Below are 18013 nucleotides of genomic sequence, written 5' to 3'. Positions count from 1 at the left end.
CGCTCGCGCCGATCGCACTCACTCTGGGGACAAGGAGTACGCCGTGCGCTATCTGGTCGGAACGTTGCTTGCGTTGGCCTGCGGTACTGCCTGCGCGGGAAGAGCGCCGTGGGAGGAATACGACAAGCTGATCAAGTCGGCGCAGACGGTGAAGTCCGAGGGGCCGACCTTGTTCGGCGACTCGGTCAATCTCTACACCGGCGCCACCAGCTTCGCGACCGTGGACGTGTCGATTCCCGGCAATTTCCCGATACCGGTCGCGCTCGGACGACGCTTCGCCGCCGCCACCGACGCACGCAGTCGCCCGTTCGGCGACTGGGATTGGGACGTGCCTTATATCAGCGGCATGTTCAGCCACGCCGAAGGCTGGGTGCTGGGCAGCGCGCCCGCCACTGCCACGGCGAACCGTTGTTCGAGTCCGACCAGCGTCGGAACCGCGCGCCCACCCTCGGTCAAGATCCAGAGCGACACGCCGATACGCGCGCCCGCGGTACAGGAATGGGAGTACTGGAGCGGCTACCGCATGAACGTGGCCGGTGGCGATCAGGAACTGCTGCTGGCCACCGCGGAGACTCGTCCGCGCCCGACCGACGGCGGCGCGTATCCCTGGGTCACCAACAAGCATTGGCATTTGTCCTGCGTGCCCAGTCTGCAGAGCGGGCAGGCCGGCGAAGGCTTCATGGCACGCTCGCCGGACGGCACCCGCTACCGCTTCGACTGGATGGTCGCGCGCCCGTCCGATGAATTGCTCAAGCCGGTCAGCGCCGACGGCACCGTGTTGCAGCGCCCGGTCCCGCGCGACGAGATTCGCCTGTACCCGACCCGCATCGAGGACCGCTTCGGCAATTGGGTCGCCTATCAATGGAGCGGTGCGCAGTTGCTTTCCATCACTTCCAGCGACGGTCGCCAACTGAGCCTCAGTTGGGAGAACGTCGATGGCTACGACCGCGTGACCAAGGTGGCCACCAACACCGGTCGCGAGTGGCGCTACGGCTACTCTGCCTATTCGCAGTTGACCACGGTGACGCAACCGGACAACAGCGCTTGGAATATCGATTTCGGCGCTATGTGGGGCAATCCCTACTACAGCAACGACCCCGAGCCGCAAATTCCCGGTGGGCGGGCGCGCCTGCAGGACAAGGCGCTGACGTGCAGCTGGATGCGCGCGCTGGTCCCACTCACGCGCACCGCCTCCATTACGCATCCTTCGGGCGCGCGCGGCGAGTTCGTATTCCAAACCATACGCCATGGTCGCCAGAACGTGCCCCTGGATTGCATCGCCCCTCCCGACATGAGCGCGCGGCCGGAGCCGGACTACGAGCCTACCGAGGATGCCTACACCGCGCTGGTGCCGGCACGCTTCGACGTGCTGGCAGTGCGCAGCAAGACCGTCACCGGCCCGGGTTTGCCGGGCTATACGTGGAGCTACGACTACACCACGCCGATCGGTAGCTGGGCTGGAACCTGTGCGAACTGCGCAACGACCAAGACCACCACGGTGACCGGTCCCGGCGGCGAGCGCACGGTCAGCACCTACGGTGTGGTGTTCAACGAGAACGAGGGTCAGTTGCTGCAGGTGGAGACCTATGCGGGTAGCACTTTGCTGCGAAAATCCACCAGCACCTATCTCAGCAACGCAAGTGCGCCTCAGCAGGCCTTCGCCGACCGCATGGGTGTGAGTCCGCAGATTCGTCTGGACTCGTTCTCGTCCGAGCGTCAGCGGCCGCAGATATCCGGCTCGGTGCTGCAAGACGGCGTGAGCTTCTACAGCGACAACGAAACCTTCGACGAGTTTGCCCAGCCCATGCGCGTGGGTCAGTCGAACACCCTGGGTTATACCCGCACCGATCTAACCGAGTACTACAACGACAAGGCCAAGTGGGTGATCGGCCAGACCGCCCGGCAGACCAATGTAAACACCGGCGCGGTGCCGACGCGCACCGACTACGACCCCGCGACCGCGCTGCCGGTGCGCAGCTACGCCTACGAGAGGCTGCAACAGACCCTGGGCTACAACCCGGACGGCACCCTGGCGACAGTCAAGGACGGCCGCAACCTGGTTACCACGGTGAGTGACTGGAAACGCGGCATGCCGCAGACCGCACGTTTCCACGACGGCACGCAGAAGATCGTCGCGGTCGACGGCAACGGCTGGTTGACCTCGGTTTCCGACGAGAACGGCTATGCCACCGCTTACGGCTACGACGCCATGGGTAGGCTCAATCGAGTCACTCCGCCGGCCGGCGACGACGTGGCCTGGCATCCGACGGTACTCAGCTTCGAGCCGGTCGCGCAGAGCGAGTACGGTCTGGGCGCTGGACATTGGCGCCAGACCGCCACCACCGGCAATCACGTCAAGGCCAGCTACTTCGACGCCTTGTGGCGACCGGTGGCCGAGAGCGAGCACGACGCGGCCGACGTCGCAGGGACCGCGCGCTGGAGCGCCAAGCGCTACGACCAGGATGGGCGCGCCGTATTCGCTTCGTATCCGCGCAATCCGTACGTCGACGGTTGGATCAACTTCGACGACGGGTCGCTAAAGGGCACGCGCAGCAGTTTCGATGCGCTTGGACGGCCGACGGGCACGGTGCAGGACTCGGAACATGGACCCCTGACCAGCCGCGTCGACTATTTGGCCGGCTTCCGGCGCCTGACCACCGACCCGCGCGGCATTAAGAGCATCGAGAGCTTCCAGGTCTACGGTCAGCCCAACTATGGGCAGCCGACGGTGATCGACGCTGCGGTGGATACGTCCGACAAGACCCGCACCACGATCGTCCGCGACGTGCTCGGCAACACCAAGGAAATCGTGCGCGGCCCGGGCGGTTGATCCGGCGTTCGCTCAGGGGATTGCGGGCCGCGTATGCGGTTCGCGGTACGGCATAGGACAGCAGGCCGGATTCGGCCCATAGGTCGGTTTATGCGCAAGACAAATGATGCGATGGGTTCGGCGCGGGCGATGCGCGCGCCGCTGCGAGTGACGTGGTGGTTGTGGCTGCTGCTGGCGGCCCTGTTGCCGGGGCTGGCTGCGGCCGCAGCGGGGCCGACGCTGAGCTTCAGCTATCCCGCCGCGCCGGAGATGAACTTCGCCGCGCCCGCCAACGTCAAGGTGTTGTTGAACGCGACCTCGGGCTGCGGGCCGATCAATATTTTCGTCACCGGTCCGGGGCTGGATACCTCCGTCACTAACGGCCAGGTGCTCAACAACCTGCCACCGGGCCGGTATTTCATCGACGCATCGTTCGAAATGTGCGACCGCCGCTGGATCGATCCGGTCAGTGCCGGCCGTGCCTTCAACGTGCTTGGCGGTTCGATCACGGCGTCGCCGCAGACCTGCACCATTCCCTGGGGCGGCAACGCTTGCTACACCACGGTCAGCTGGAACTCCAACGCGGCCAACGCGGAGGTTTGGTACTCCCTGCCGGACGGCAGCATCATGACCCGGTGGGCCACTGGACAGAATGGCTCGGCCGTCGGGGGGATCGACAGCCGCGGGCTGCGCTTCTACCTGAAGAGCGGCAGTCTGACCTTGGCTACCGTGGACGTGGCCGCGGTACCGACCAACAACAGCCCGCCCGCGGTCGCCCTGACCGGCCCCGGCAACAACTATGTCTACACGGCCGGAAGTCCGATCGCGTTCACCGCCAACGCGTCCGACCCCGACGACGGCGTGCAGCGGGTCGAGTTCCTGGTCGACGGCATCAAGATGGGCGAGGACACCAGCGCGCCCTACGAACTGCACTGGACCGGCCTGGAGGGCGGCCACAGCCTGGTCGCGCGTGCGTTCGACACGCGTGGCTACCACACGGACTCGGCGGCGATGTGGATCGTCGGCAACGGTCCGCCTGCCATCGTGCTGACCAGCCCCGCCAGTGGCGCGCAGGCGACGGTGCCGGCCAGCTTCGCGTTGCAGGCGAACGCGTCCGATCCGGACGGCGTGAGCCGCGTGGAGTTCTACGCCGACAACCAACTGATCCATACCGACAGCGCCGCGCCCTACGAATTCAGCTGGTCGGCGGTGAGCATCGGTCCGCACACGGTGCATGCGATCGCGTACGACAACCGGGGCCTGTCCGCGCGTTCGGCCACCGCCAGTGTGACCGTGTCGCAGCCGCCCTCGGGCCCGACCGGCCTGGCGCGGCGATACGTCTACGATCAGTACCAGCAGTTGTGCAAGATCATCGAGCCCGAGACCGGCGCCACCGTGATGGCCTACGACGCGGCGGGCAACCTGGCCTGGTCGGCGGCGGGCCTGGATCTGCCGGATCCGAACAACTGCAACCAGGCCGAGGCCGAGCAATCCGGCCGCCGCGCGCTGCGCAGCTACGACGAGCGCAACCGTCTGGCCACGCTGGCCTTCCCCGATGGACGCGGCGACCAGACCTGGGCTTACACGCCGGATGGTCTGGCGCGCGAGGTAACCACCCGCAACGACGGCGACGGCCAGGGTACGGTCGTCAATACCTATGCCTACAACAAGCGCCGCATGCCGACGGCCGAAACGATGGCGCGACCGGGGTCGTACAGCTGGTCCGCGAGCTACGGTTACGACAGCTACGGCAACCGCAATCGCGTGGTCATTCCGGACGGACAGCCGATCAGCTATGCCAACAACGCGCTGGGACAGGCGGTGTCGGTCGGTTCCAACTGGGGCACGCTCGCCGATAACGTCAGCTACTACCCCAACGGTGCGATCAAGCGCTTCGTTTACGGCAACGGTGTCGTCCACACGATGGCGCAGAATGCGCGTCAGCTGCCCGCGCGCGTGACGGATTCCGGCGTTTTCGACCAGACCTACGCCTACGACGGCAACGGCAACACCACGGCGATTCGCGACGTCAACGCGGCGGCGGGCCTCTACAGCGGCAATCGCGACATGGTCTACGACAATCGAGATCGCCTGGTGCAGGCTCACCTGCATTGGCTGACGGTACGCGGGTTCGGCTACGACGCGTTGGACAATATCCGCTACAAGAGCAACTTCAACGGCGCGACCACGGTCACCGACTACTACTGGTACAACGAAAAGAACCAGGTGACGAATTTCCGAAACGATGCGGGAGCCACCACCCTGGGCCTGGGTTACGACCCGCAAGGAAACTTGAACAACAAGAACGGACAGGAATACGACTTCGACTACGGCAATCGCCTGCGCAGGGTCGCCGGCAAGGAGGTCTATCGCTACGACGCCCACGGACGCCGTGTGTCGGTCACCGGTCGCCCAGACACGACCTCCACGCTATCGTTCTACAACGTAGATGGACAACTGCTGTATCGCGAGGAGCATCATGAAGGCGAGGCGCAGAACGACAGCCATCCGGAACTCAACGTGCCTCACGTCTATCTGGGGGGCAGCCTGCTTGCGCTGGTGGAGTGGAGCCGCGCGACCGGCGTCGGTCAGTTGAAGTATCAGCACACCGACGCGCTGAGCAGCCCGATCGCGGTCACCGACACCGCCGGCGCGGTGATCGATCGTACCCATTGGGAGCCGTACGGCGGCGCGATCAACAAGCCCGCCTACAACGGCGTGGGTTACGCCGGCCACGTGATGGACGGCGCCACCGGGCTGACCTACATGCAGCAGCGCTACTACGACCAGAATGTCGGACGCTTCCTCAGCGTCGATCCGGTGACCGTGGCCGACGAAGGCCCGCTTCATTTCAATCGTTATGCGTACGCGTACAACAATCCGTACTCGTTCACGGATCCCGATGGGCGTTGCCCCGCTTGCGCGGTAGGCGGAGTCATGGCGCGAGGCGCGCTTTTCGGCATCGGGATCGAAATCCTCATCCAACGGAAGGTCGAGCACAGGGAGTGGTCAGAACTCGACAAATCGGATATCGCCGTGGCGGGCACTATCGGCGCTGTGATACCGGGTACGGGGTCGTTCCTCCTGCGCTCCTGGAGAACCGCGCCCAGCCTGATTCGATCAGCCCGTGCGTATTCGAAACTCTCGGGTCAGGCCAGAAATACGGCGAATCGTGCAGCCAAGCTGGCTGAGCGCGAGACTAAGAATATCGGCAAGATGATCGAAGGAACGCGCGATTTGGCCGAGTCGGCGGGACACGCGGCTACCGCTTTCGTGCTGAACAACCTCGGCCAGCGCTCGGTGAACGATGCACAAGGTAAATCCAGTGCTGAGAGCCAGAAGTCATCCAGTTCGAACGAGTTTCAGGGGGTATTCCGGGTTGAGGGACGTTTGGACGCTCAAAAGTTGGATAAGGAGCTGAAGGGCGAGTGAGGGAGGCGAAGCCTGCGGCCGATGTCGCGCCGCTAGCGGCCACCGCCTGCGTGCCCGGACAGACTGGCAGAGAATGCGACCGAAACTGCTAAAGTCCGGGTTCACGCGCAGGAGGGTGACGTGAACGCAGTAGCCACCAATATGGGATCGCCCGGGGCTCCAGAGACCGGGTCGTCCACCGCTGAGGCCGGGGCCGGAGGCCCACAAGCCGTCGTCGACGCGGCCATCGTCGAGGCCCTGCTGGCCAAGGGCCGGCTCAAGGAGCCGGACCTGGCGCGCGCGCGCCGGCTGCAGGAGGAAACCGGCGGCAGCCTGTTGGCGCTGCTGGCCCGGCTGGGCCTGGTGTCCGAGCGCGACCACGCCGAAACCGTGGCCGCGGTGCTGGACCTGCCCCTGGTCAGCATCAAGGACGCACCGGAATTACCCCCGGAAGGCGTTGCCCTGACACTCAAATTCATGAAGCAGTTCGCGGTTTGCCCGGTCCGCGAGACCGAGCAGGCCGTTGAGGTGCTGATGGCCGACCCGCAGGATGTCTACACGCTGGACGCGCTGCGCCTGGCGACCCAGCGCGACATCCGGCCTTACGTGGCGCTGCGCTCGGAGATCGGCGACGTGATCGAGCGCTGGCACGGCCAGGGCCGCAGCGCGATGGGCGCGATCGTGGAGACCGCCGAGGGCGAGGGCTCGGGCGATCTGGACGACGTCGAGCACCTGCGCGACCTCGCCTCCGAGGCGCCGGTGATCCGGCTGGTGAACCTGGTGATCCAGCGCGCGGTCGAGCTGCGCGCGTCGGACATCCATATCGAACCGTTCGAGAACCGCCTGAAAGTGCGCTACCGCGTCGACGGCGTGCTGGCCGAGGGCGAGAGCCCGCCGGCCAATCTGACCGCGGCGGTGATCAGCCGCATCAAGATCATGGCCAAGCTCAACATCGCCGAGCGCCGCCTGCCGCAGGACGGCCGCATCATGCTGCGCGTGCAGGGCAAGGAGCTGGACCTGCGCGTGAGCACGGTGCCGACCGCGCACGGCGAGTCGGTGGTGATGCGACTGCTGGACCGCGAGACGGTGGTGTTCGACTTCTACAAGCTCGGCTTCACCGACGAGTTCCTGCCGCAGTTCCAGAAGGTGCTGGACCAGCCGCATGGCATCTTGCTGGTGACCGGCCCGACCGGCTCGGGCAAGACCACCACGCTGTACACCGCGCTGAGCAAGCTCAACACCAGCGACGTCAAGATCATCACCGTCGAGGACCCGGTCGAGTACCAGATCGAGGGCATCAACCAGATCCAGGCCAAGCCGCAGATCGGCCTGGATTTCTCGCATGCGCTGCGCTCGATCGTGCGCCAGGACCCGGACATCATCATGATCGGCGAAATGCGCGATCTGGAGACCGCGCGCATCGCGATCCAGTCCGCGCTGACCGGCCACCTGGTGCTGAGCACGCTGCACACCAACAACGCGGCCGGCGGCGTCACCCGTTTGCTCGACATGGGCGTCGAAGACTACCTGCTGACCTCGACCATCAACGGCATCCTGGCCCAGCGCCTGGTGCGCCGCCTGGAGCCGACCCACGCCGAGAAGTATCCCGCCTCGCCGGAGGAGATCGAGAAGTTCCATCTGCGCCGCTACCAGCCGCAGGGCGAGATCTTCCTGTATCGCCCGCGCGGGTCGGCGCTGGCGCCGACCGGTTACCACGGCCGCACCACGATCATGGAGTTCCTGGTCATGAACGACGAGCTGCGGCGCGCGGTGATGCGCCATGCGGGCATGGGCGAGATCGAGCAGATCGCGCGCGACGCCGGCATGCGCACCATGTACGAGGACGGCATCGTCAAGGCGCTGGCCGGGCACACCACGATCGAAGAAGTACTGCGCGTGACCGAAGACGCGTGATCGCGTCGGGGCCGCGCGCCACCACCATAGAGGCAGGGCGTATGAACAACGCAACGGTAAGGATATCGGGCCTGTGGGTATTGGCGGCCGCGCTGGCCATGGCCGGCGTCGCGCAGGCGGCGGGCAAGGCCGCCGCCAAATCGCTGGACAAGGCGGCGCTGCCGGCCGGTTTCGCGGTCGGCAAGGGCCAGCCGCCGTTGACCCTGAAGGTCGACGTGGCCGACGGCAAGGCCAGCAGCACGGTGGTGAGCGACGCGGCCCAGGCCAACGTCACCGCCAGCGGCAGCGCCGACGGCGGCGAGACCATGCTGACGATCCGTCACGACCTCGCGGTCGCGATCAAGTTCGATCTCTACATCTCCTCCGACGGCGAGCGCTTCGAGTACACCAGCTCCTGCGCGGTCACGCCGGGCATTTCCAGTTTCGAGATGTGGTCGCGCCCGATCCGCGCCTTCGCGCTGGGCAACCCGCGCGTGGTGCCGGCCGACCGCATGGCCTGCGACTGAGCCGCCGATGGCCCTGTACCACTACAAAGCGCTCAACGCCCGCGGCGAAATGCTCGACGGCCAGATGGAGGCGGCGAGCAACTCCGAAGTCGTGCAGCGCCTGCAGGAGCAGGGCCATCTGCCGGTCGAGGCCAAGCTGGCCAGCGAGGCCGGCGGCGCTTCGGTGTGGAAGGGCTTGTTCAAGCCCAAGCCGTTCGGGGGCGCGCGCCTGGTCCAGTTCACCCAGCAGCTGGCGACCCTGCTGGGCGCCGGCCAGCCGCTGGACCGCGCGCTGACCATCCTGCTGGAGCTGCCCGAGGACGAGGCCGCCAAGCGCACCGTCACCGACGTGCGCGACGCGGTACGCGGCGGCGCTTCGCTGTCCACCGCGCTGGAACGCCAGCACGGTACGTTCTCGCGCCTGTACATCAACATGGTGCGTGCCGGCGAGGCCGGCGGCAGCATGCACGAGACGCTGGCGCGGCTGGCCGACTATCTCGAACGCAGCCGCGCCTTGCAGGGCCGCGTGATCAACGCGCTGATCTACCCGGCGATCCTGGTGGTGATGGTCGGCGCCAGCCTGCTGTTCCTGCTCGGCTACGTGGTACCGCAGTTCGCGGTGATGTACGAGAGCCTGGACGCGCCGCTGCCGTTCTTCACCAAGATCGTGCTCAGCATCGGCCTGTTCGTGCGCGACTGGTGGTTCCTGCTGGTGGCCGCGCCGGCGGTGGCGCTGTGGTGGTTCGACCGCAAGCGTCGCGATCCGGTGTTCCGCGAAGCGCTGGACGGCTGGCTGCTCAAGCGCAAGTTCGCCGGCGCCCTGGTCGCCAAGATCGAGACCGCGCGCCTGGCGCGCACCCTGGGCACCCTGGTGCGCAACGGCGTGCCGCTGATGACCGCGCTGGGCATCGGCCGCAACGTGATGGACAACCGCGTATTGGCCGCCGATGTCGAAGCCGCGGCCGAAGAGGTCAAGAACGGCGTGGCCCTGTCGACCGCGCTGGGCAAGGGCAAGCGCTTCCCGCGCCTGGCCCTGCAGATGATCCAGGTCGGCGAGGAGTCGGGCGCGCTCGACACCATGCTGGTCAAGACCGCCGAGACCTTCGAGCACGAAACCAGCCTGGCCCTGGACCGCATGCTGGCGGCGATGGTGCCGGTGATCACCGTGGTTCTGGCCGGCGTGGTCGGCACCGTGGTGCTGGCGGTCCTGACCCCGCTGTACGATCTGACCAATGCGATCGGCTGAGGGCGGGGCGGCGAAATTGCGACGCGGTTCCCTGTTCAGGCTCGCGTGCGAGGGTCCGGATCGACGCGTTGCCGCCGTTTTGAACGCAAGCTGTACCGCTTCCCGCGCGCCTGCACCGGCGTCGGAATCGCGGCACAGAATCGAGCTGGACCCTGCCGCCCCGGAACCGTTCCGACGCGCGGCGGTCGAACCGAGTCCCGGGGGCAGCGGGATCGTCCCTGGCAGGATCGCCTCTTCTGTGTACCCAACCACCTACGGATGAACGAAATGCGAAATCCCCGTTCCCTGCGCCGCCCGTCCGCCGCCTTGCAGCGCGGCATGAGCCTGATCGAAATCATCATCGTGATCGTGCTGATCGGCGCGGTGATGACGGTGGTCGGGACCAAGGTGTTCGGTGCCAACGACAACGCCAAGTTCAAGCTCGCCAAGACCCAGGTGCAGACCCTGGCCGGCAAAGTCGAGTCGTTCCAGATGGACACCGGCCGCTTGCCGAGCTCGCTGGACGAGCTGGTCAAGGCGCCTTCGGACGCCAGCGGCTGGCTCGGCCCCTATGTCCGCGACACCGACCTCAAGGATCCCTGGGGCCATCCGGTCGAGTACCGCTCGCCCGGCGAAGGCCGCGATTTCGACGTGGTGATCCTGGGCAAGGACGGCAAGCCCGGCGGTACCAGCGTCGACGGCGACGTCAAGTTCGAGTAAGCCGCGCATGAGGCAGTCGCGGCATCGCCCTTGCGCTCCCGTAGGGGGCCGCCGGGGCTTTGCCTCGGCGCGGGCGGTCGTGGCGCCGGCGCGCGGCTTCACCTTGCTGGAAATGCTGCTGGTGATCGCGCTGATCGCGGCGATCGGCCTGCTGGCCGCGTTCGCGTTCACCGGCGGCATCGCCGGCATGCAGCTGCGCAGCAACGCCAAGGAACTGGCCGCGCAGCTGCGCTACACCCGCACCCAGGCGATCGCCACCGGCCGCAAGCAGACCTTCACCATCGATCCGGGCGCGCATACCTGGAGCGGCGCGAACGGGCGCGCGGGCGAGATTCCGAAGTCCTTGAAACTGTCCTTCGTCGGCGCGCGCCAGCTGCAGCCCGCCGAAGGCCAGGGCGCGATCGTGTTCTTCAACGACGGCGCATCCACCGGTGGCCGCATCCAGCTCAGCGCCAAGCGTGCGGGCTGGAACATCGACGTCGCCTGGCTCACCGGCGAAGTGCGCCTCAAACGCGTGGAGGCGCGCCGATGAGCGCGCGGCCGCCGCGTCGGTCCGGCTGGCGCGCCGCGCGCGCGGCGCGCGGCTACACCCTGATCGAAGTCATCATCGCCTTCGCGCTGCTGGCGCTGGCGATGACGCTGCTGCTGGGCACGCTGTCTGGCTCGGCGCGGCAGGTGCGCTGGGCTGGCGACGCCGGACGCGCGAGCTTGTACGCGCAGTCGCTGCTGGACCAGGTCGGCGTGGCCGAGCCGCTCACGCCGGGCCAGCAAAGCGGCGACTTCGAGGAAGGCCGCTACCGCTGGACCCTGGGCGTGGCGCCGTGGCGCGACCGCGCCGTGGCCGCGGTCGCGCAACCGGTCGATGTGAACGGTCCGCAGTTGTTCGAAATCACCTTGGCGGTGGAGTGGGGCGACGGCGGGCCCGCGCAGCGCTTCCAGTTGCGCAGCCTGCGCAGCGCCTTGCCGGGCACCGAAGCGGTGTTGCCATGATGCGCGCGCCTCGCGCCGCCGCCGGCTTCACCCTGATCGAGATCCTGCTCGCGACCGTGCTGTTGGCCGCGGGCGTGGCCCTGGCCTTCGCGACGCTGTCGGCCGCCACCCAGACCGCGACGCGCGGCGAGGCCATGGCCCAGCGCAACGAACGCCAGCGCGCGGTCGAAGGCTTCCTGCGCAAACGCCTGATCGCGACCCGCCCGGTCGCGTTCGGCTTCGACCAGTCCAGCGCCTTGCCGCAGCGCTTCATCGGCGAGCCCGACCGTCTGCGCTTCGTCGCCGACCTGCCGGACTACCTCGGCCGCGGCGGCCCCTACCTGCACGATTTCGCGATCGAATCCGACGGCGACCAGGCGCGCATCATGCTGTCGCTGTCGATGGTGCTGGCCGGCCAGACCATCGAGGAAGAACAGGAGCGTCCGCCGGAACTTCTGGTCGAAGGCCTGAAGTCGGCGCGCTTCCGCTACCGCGCCCTGGACGAGACCGGCAAGCTCGGCGACTGGCAGGAGCGGTGGCAGGCGGTGGAGCAATTGCCGCTGATGGTCGAAGTCACCCTGACCGATATCGACGGCCGCGACTGGCCGCCGCTGGTGGTGTCGTTGCCGCTGGCCGCCAGCGTCGCGCGCGGCGTCGTGCCGGGGACGATATGAGCGCGCCGCGCAGCAGCGCCCACCGTCACGCCCGCGGCGCCGCGCTGCTGCTGGTGCTGTGGCTGATCGCGATGCTGACCGCCTTGATCGGCGCGTTCGCGCTGTCGGCACGGGTCGAGAATCTGCAGGGCCGCGTGTTGATGCGTGGCTTGGTCGCACAAAACGCAGCGCGTGCAGGCATGGAATTTGCACTGACTCGGGTCGGCCAGGCCGATCCGCGCCTGCAATGGCGTCCGGATGGCACGGCCTATCGCTGGTCCTACGGCGGCGCCGAGGTCGAAGTGAAGTTGATCGACGAGAACGGCAAGGTCGATCTCAACCAGGCCGATCCGGCCCTGCTGACCGCGCTGATCCAGGGCGTGGGCGGCATCGAACAACAGGCCGATGCGGCGCGTCTGGCCTCGGCCATCGCCGACTGGCGCGATCCCGATCCGCTGACCCAGGTCGCCGGCGGGGCCGAGGATCCGGACTACGCCTCGGCGGGTCTGCCTTACGGCGCCAAGGACGCAGAGTTCGAAAGTGTGGCCGAGGTCGAGCAGATCCTGGGCTTCACGCCCGCGCTGTATGCCAAGCTCGAGCCCTACCTGACCGTCTACAGTGGCCGCGCCCAGCCCGATCCCGCGTTCGCTGCGGCACCGGTGCTGGATGCGATGGGCCTGAACGGTGCCGATGTGGTGGCCCAGCGTGGCCGCCGCAACCCCGATGGCACACCGATGCCGGGCGGGGGATTGCCCGGGCAATTGCCCGGTCTCGTCGGCGAAGGCAGTGGCACCTATAGTATCGACAGCCGCGCGCGGCTCTCCGATGGCCGCGAGTCGGTGTTGCGAGTCGTCGTGCGCGCGGGAGGCGGTGCCGTGCCAGGCATGGCCTATACACCGTTGCGTTGGGAGGAGGGAGCTTCGCCACGATGAATTCGCAAGTGGAAAGCCGGCCGGGAAGCTGGCAGACGGACAATCCGTTACGACGTCTGGGCAGCCGCGTGATGCCCGGCGCGGGCGGTTTTCTGTCGTGGTGGGGGCGCAATCTCGCGGCCTGGCTGCCGCTGCGCGCGCGCCAGGCCTTGGGCATGGACCGCGGCCGCCTGCTGCTGCAGGTGCAGGGCGATGCCGTGTCGCTGCGTCTGCAGCGCGGCGCCGAACTGCGCGAACTGGGCGTGCTGCCCGGGTTGGCCGCCTATGCCGACCCCGCCGCCGCCGAACTGGCCGCGCTGTCCGGCGGCCCCAGCGCGGTGGTCGCCCACACCAGCGATCCGCTGGCGCCGCTGCTGCCGTCCAGCCTGGCCGACCTGCCGCGCTGGCTGCTGCTGCCGGCCGCGACCAGCCTGCGCCGCCGCCTGGCGCTGCCGGCCGCCGCGGCCGACCGCCTGCGCGACGTGGTCGGTTTCGAGATCGACCGCCAAACCCCGTTCACCGCCGATGCGGTCGCGTTCGATGCGCGTGTGCTCGCGCGCCGCGATGCCGACGGCCAGCTCGACGCCGAACTGGTGGCGGTGCCGCGCCAGGCCCTGAACCCGCAACTGGCCGCGATCGGTCCGCTCGCCGACAGCCTGGCCGGCGTCGACGTCGCCGGTGCCGACGGCATGCCGCTGGCGGTGAACCTGTTGCCGCCCGCGCAGCGCCGCGGCCACAGCGATCCGTTCCGGCTGTGGAACCTGGCCCTGGCCGCGGTCGCGCTGGTCGCGATCGCCGCGACCATGTGGCAGTTGCTGGCCAACCGCCGCAGCGCCGCCGACGCCCTGGAGCAGACCATCGCCAGCCATGCCGTCGCCGCGCGCAACGCCGCCGCGCAGCGCCAGGAACTGATCGGACTGATCGAAGGCCAGGCCTTCCTCGACCGCACCCGCGCCGAGCGTCCGAGCACGATCGAGTTGATCGACGAACTCAGCAAGCGTCTGCCCGACAGCACCTACCTGGAAAAACTCGCGATCGAGGACAACAGCCTGCTGCTGATCGGCCTCAGCCGCGAGGCCTCGTCGCTGATCGCGCGCCTGCAGGGCACCCAGCTGTGGCGCTCGCCGGCCTTGACCGGCGCGGTCCAGCCCGACCCCACCAGCGGCCGCGACCGTTTCACCCTGACCGCCGAGATCGGTCCGCCGCGAGCGGAGGCCGCCCGTGGCCAATGAGCTCAAGATCGGCGGCATCGAACGCGACCGCTGGGCGGCGCTGGGCCTGCTGTTGGCGGTGCTCGCGCTGGCCTACGCGGTGCTGGTGCACCCGTGGTGGACCGTGCCGATGCTGGAAGCCAACGAACGCCTGGACAGCCTGAAAGAGCGCGAGCTGCGCCAGCGCATGCAGTTGCAGCAGGCGCCGCAGGTGCAGCAGCGCTTGGCGCAAGTGCGCCAGCAGCAAGCCGGCCTGCCGGGCTTCCTGCCCGAGGCCTCGGCCGAACTGGCCAGCGCGGCCCTGGTGCAGCGCCTGGAAAACGTGGTCGCCCAGGCCAGCCCGGGCAACCGAAGCTGCCGCATCGACAACCGCTCGCCGCTGGCCGACACCAGCCGTCGCGACAAGTACGCGCGCGTGGTCGTGCAGGTGCGCCTGCGTTGCGGCACCGGCGAGACCGCGGCCGTGCTGCATTCGCTGGAAACCGGTTCGCCGCGTCTGTTCGTGGGCAATCTCAATCTGCTGTCGGCGCGCGGCTACTTCGTGCCCGGCACCGGCCGGCCCTCGTCCGACGGCGGCGTCGACGTGAGCTTCGACCTCTACGGCTACCTGCGCCCCGGCCCCGCGGCCGCGACGCCGGCGCCCAAGCCCGCCAACGTCCCGGGGGCCGCCGATGCGCCTTGACGCCGCCAGTCCGCGTACCTGGTTGCTGGCCACGGTGGCCGGCTGGGCCGTGCTGGCCTGGCTGCTGGCCCTGGCCGGCATGGGTCGTCAGACCCGGCTGTTGGACGACGATGCCAGCCTGGTCCAGGCCCTGCCGCAATCGCGCGCGCCGGCCAAGCCGCGTATCGGTCCGCTCACCCAGTACGGCGAAATCGCCGCGCGTCCGCTGCTGATGGACGATCGCCGCCCGCGCGCGTTCTTCGTTCAGGGCAAGGGCGACGAGACCGTGCAGGCCAACACCTTCGACTACGTGCTGACCAGCGTGCTGATCACGCCGGATCTGAAGATGGCGATCCTGCAGCCGGCCGACGGCAGCGAGTCGGTGCGGGTCAAGCTCGGCGAAGTGCCCGAATCGCATCCGGCCTGGCGCCTGAGCGCGCTGGATCCGCGCAAGGCCGTGTTCGAAGGCCCCGAGGGCCGGCGCGAGATGGACCTGCGCGTGTACGACGGCCAGGGCGGGCAGCCGCCGACCGCGGTCGCCGTGCCGGTGCCGCCGCCCAATCCGGCCGTGCCGAACACACGCCCGCCACCGCCGCCGCCGCAACCGCAGCCGGTCGCGCGCAGCGCCACCGGGCCGTCGCCTTCGACCAATCCGGTCGGACAGGTGGCGCCGGTCACCAACAGCAACACCGTCATCAGCCCCGCCGGTAGCGAACCGATGACCGAGCAGGCGCAGATGGAAGCCATCCGCAAAAGGATCGAGGCGCGTCGCGCCCAATTGCGGCAACAGCAAGCCCAGCAACCCCCGGCCAAGACGCCGTGAGAGTGAACGCATGAAGCTACGTCACAACCCAATCGCGTCCTGCGCCATCGTCGGCTTCGCCATCGCCAGCCTGTTGGCGGCCTGCGCCAGCGGGCCGGTCCCCAACGTCAGGCGCGATGCCGATCCGGCGACGCTCTCCGGCAAGGCCGGCACCGCCGGCACCTCCTCCAGCGAAGGCGTTTCCTCGCAGCCGCTGGAAGACGAGAACCGCGGCCCGCGTCCGCAGATCCGGCGCGGCACCGGTCAGGTCATCAATCGCAGCGCGGCGGCGGAAGCGCCTCCGGGCATCGGCGCCACCAGCGGTTCGGCCACCTTCAATTTCGAAGGCGAATCGCTGCATGCGGTGGTCAAGGCCATCCTCGGCGACATGCTGGGCCAGAACTACGTGATCGCGCCGGGCGTGCAGGGCACCGTGACCCTGTCCACGCCCAAGCCGGTCAGCCCCGCCGCGGCGATGAACCTGCTGGAAATGGTGCTGGGCTGGAACAACGCGCGCCTGGTCTACAGCGGCGGCCGCTACAACGTCGTGCCCGCCGATCAGGCCCTGGCCGGCAACGTCGCGCCCAGCACCAACCCGGCCTCGACCGCGCGCGGCTTCGAAGTGCGCACCGTGCCGCTGCGCTACATCTCGGCTACCGAGATGGAGAAGATCCTCAAGCCCTACGCGCGTCCGAACGCGATCATCAACGTCGACGGCGCGCGCAACGTGATCAGCGTCGGCGGCAGCCGCGCCGAGCTCGAGAACTACCTGCACACCATCGAGATCTTCGACGTCGACTGGCTGTCGGGCATGTCGGTGGGCGTGTTCCCGCTGCAGTCGGGTAAGGCGACCAAGGTGGTGGCCGACCTGGAGAAGGTGTTCGGCGAGCAGAGCAAGTCGCCGGTCGCGGGCATGTTCCGTTTCATGCCGCTGGAAGGCGCCAACGCGGTGCTGGTGATCAGCACCCAGGCCGACTACCTCGACGACATCCAGCAGTGGCTGGAACGCATCGACGGCGCCGGCGGCGAAATGCAGCTGTTCACCTACGAACTCAAGTACATCAAGGCCAAGGAACTCGCCCAGCGCCTGTCGGAAGTGTTCGGCGGCGGCCGCAGCGGCGGCGGCGATTCCGGCGGCGGCTCGCCTTCGCTGATGCCGGGCCTGGATCCGGTCGAACTGCAGGACGGCGCCAACGGTTCCACCGCCAACATCGGCGGCAAGGACGGCGGCACCGGCGGTACGGGCGGCAGCGGCGGCGGCGAGATGTCGCTGGGCTCGCGCCAAAGCGGCAACGGCGCGGTCACCCTGGAAATCGACGGCGCGCGCGTGGGCGTGGCCGCGGTCGAGGAAACCAACTCGCTGCTGGTGCGCAGCAGCCCCGGCGCCTGGCGTTCGATCCGCGATGTGATCGACAAGCTCGACGTGATGCCGATGCAGGTGCACATCGAGGCCCAGGTCGCGACCGTGCAGCTCAAGGGCGATCTGTCCTACGGCGTGAACTGGTTCTTCGAAAAGGCGGTCACCGACAACGGCCTGCCCGACGCGGTCGGCCGCACCACCTGGAGCACCCTGGCCGGCAGCATCAAGCCGGTGACCGACGGTACCGGCGGCCTGGGCTGGACCTTCCTTGGCCGCAACGCCGCCGCCGTGATCAGCGCGCTGGACGCGGTGACCGACGTGCAGCTGCTGCAGTCGCCGTCGGTGCTGGTACGCAACAACGCCGAAGCCACGCTCAACGTCGGCAGCCGCATTCCGATCTCCTCGGTCACGGTCAATCCGGGTTCCAGCAACGACAATACCTACAGCCAGGTGCAGTACCTGGACACCGGCATCATCCTCAAGGTGCGTCCGCGCGTGAGCAAGGACGGCATGGTGTTCCTGGACATCGTCCAGGAGGTCAGCAGCCCCACCGGCAACCCCGATCGCAACGGCAACGTCCGCATCGACACCCGCAAGCTCAAGACCGAGGCCGCGATCCAGAGCGGCGACACGGTGCTGATGGCGGGCCTGATCAGCGACCAGCTCGGTCGCGGCTCCTCGGGCTTCCCGGGGCTGAGCCGGATTCCGGTGATCGGCGGCTTGTTCGGGCGCCAGTCCTCGGTCAACGAGCGCCTGGAAACCATCATCCTGCTGACCCCGACCATCGTTCGTAACCCGCAGGAAGTGCGCAACCTGACCGACGAGTACGGCCGCCGCTTCCGGGCCATGGAGCCGCTGCAGCCCAAGCGTCGCAAGCCCTGA

Annotated in this window: 14 protein-coding genes; all 14 read left to right on the top strand. The window is 68.1% G+C overall.

Features of this window, described 5'->3' with window-relative positions:
* The first annotated feature begins 43 nt into the window (after positions 1-43).
* The 14 genes from BMZ45_RS03940 to gspD all read left to right on the top strand — a co-directional run bounded on the left by BMZ45_RS03940 (position 44) and on the right by gspD (position 18013).
* Complete coding sequence (locus BMZ45_RS03940; protein ID WP_139215378.1) at positions 44-2830, top strand: RHS repeat domain-containing protein; 2787 nt, start codon at positions 44-46, stop codon at positions 2828-2830.
* 90 nt (positions 2831-2920) lie between these two features.
* Positions 2921-6241, top strand: a complete 3321-nt coding sequence (locus tag BMZ45_RS03935) for an RHS repeat domain-containing protein (RefSeq protein ID WP_139215377.1) — start codon at positions 2921-2923, stop codon at positions 6239-6241.
* A 141-nt stretch (positions 6242-6382) separates the two neighbouring features.
* The gene (gene gspE, locus BMZ45_RS03930) at positions 6383-8134 is read left to right on the top strand and encodes a type II secretion system ATPase GspE (protein ID WP_091632652.1); all 1752 of its coding nucleotides are present in this window, start codon (positions 6383-6385) and stop codon (positions 8132-8134) included.
* Between the two features lie 41 nt (positions 8135-8175).
* Positions 8176-8640 (top strand): hypothetical protein, encoded by a 465-nt coding sequence (locus BMZ45_RS03925; protein WP_139215376.1) that lies wholly within the window; start codon positions 8176-8178, stop codon positions 8638-8640.
* A 7-nt stretch (positions 8641-8647) separates the two neighbouring features.
* Positions 8648-9865: a type II secretion system protein XpsF gene (locus BMZ45_RS03920; protein ID WP_091632647.1), complete on the top strand. Its 1218-nt coding sequence runs from the start codon at positions 8648-8650 to the stop codon at positions 9863-9865.
* Positions 9866-10132: 267 nt separating this feature from the next.
* The gene (gene gspG, locus BMZ45_RS03915) at positions 10133-10564 is read left to right on the top strand and encodes a type II secretion system major pseudopilin GspG (protein ID WP_091634064.1); all 432 of its coding nucleotides are present in this window, start codon (positions 10133-10135) and stop codon (positions 10562-10564) included.
* A gap of 112 nt (positions 10565-10676) precedes the next feature.
* Positions 10677-11096, top strand: coding sequence for a type II secretion system protein XpsH (locus BMZ45_RS03910; RefSeq protein ID WP_254776560.1), 420 nt, complete (start codon positions 10677-10679; stop codon positions 11094-11096).
* Positions 11093-11554, top strand: a complete 462-nt coding sequence (locus BMZ45_RS03905) for a type II secretion system protein XpsI (protein WP_091632641.1) — start codon at positions 11093-11095, stop codon at positions 11552-11554. Before BMZ45_RS03910 ends, BMZ45_RS03905 begins: the two co-directional genes overlap by 4 nt.
* On the top strand, positions 11551-12207 hold the full coding sequence (locus BMZ45_RS03900; protein ID WP_091632638.1) for a prepilin-type N-terminal cleavage/methylation domain-containing protein: 657 nt from the start codon (positions 11551-11553) through the stop codon (positions 12205-12207). The genes BMZ45_RS03905 and BMZ45_RS03900 overlap by 4 nt, the downstream gene beginning before the upstream one ends.
* Positions 12204-13118, top strand: coding sequence for a general secretion pathway protein GspK (locus BMZ45_RS03895; protein ID WP_091632635.1), 915 nt, complete (start codon positions 12204-12206; stop codon positions 13116-13118). The genes BMZ45_RS03900 and BMZ45_RS03895 overlap by 4 nt, the downstream gene beginning before the upstream one ends.
* Before the next feature lie 71 nt (positions 13119-13189).
* Positions 13190-14329, top strand: a complete 1140-nt coding sequence (locus tag BMZ45_RS03890; RefSeq protein ID WP_091632633.1) for a PilN domain-containing protein — start codon at positions 13190-13192, stop codon at positions 14327-14329.
* Positions 14319-14990: a type II secretion system protein GspM gene (gene gspM, locus BMZ45_RS03885; RefSeq protein ID WP_254776522.1), complete on the top strand. Its 672-nt coding sequence runs from the start codon at positions 14319-14321 to the stop codon at positions 14988-14990. The genes BMZ45_RS03890 and gspM overlap by 11 nt, the downstream gene beginning before the upstream one ends.
* The gene (locus BMZ45_RS03880) at positions 14980-15792 is read left to right on the top strand and encodes a hypothetical protein (protein WP_091632630.1); all 813 of its coding nucleotides are present in this window, start codon (positions 14980-14982) and stop codon (positions 15790-15792) included. Before gspM ends, BMZ45_RS03880 begins: the two co-directional genes overlap by 11 nt.
* 10 nt (positions 15793-15802) lie before the next feature.
* Positions 15803-18013 (top strand): type II secretion system secretin GspD, encoded by a 2211-nt coding sequence (gene gspD / locus BMZ45_RS03875; RefSeq protein ID WP_091632627.1) that lies wholly within the window; start codon positions 15803-15805, stop codon positions 18011-18013.

The organism is Lysobacter sp. cf310 (assembly GCF_900114355.1).
In the GTDB taxonomy this organism is placed as follows: Bacteria; Pseudomonadota; Gammaproteobacteria; order Xanthomonadales; family Xanthomonadaceae; genus Lysobacter.
This window is presented reverse-complemented; position numbering and strand designations above follow the sequence as displayed.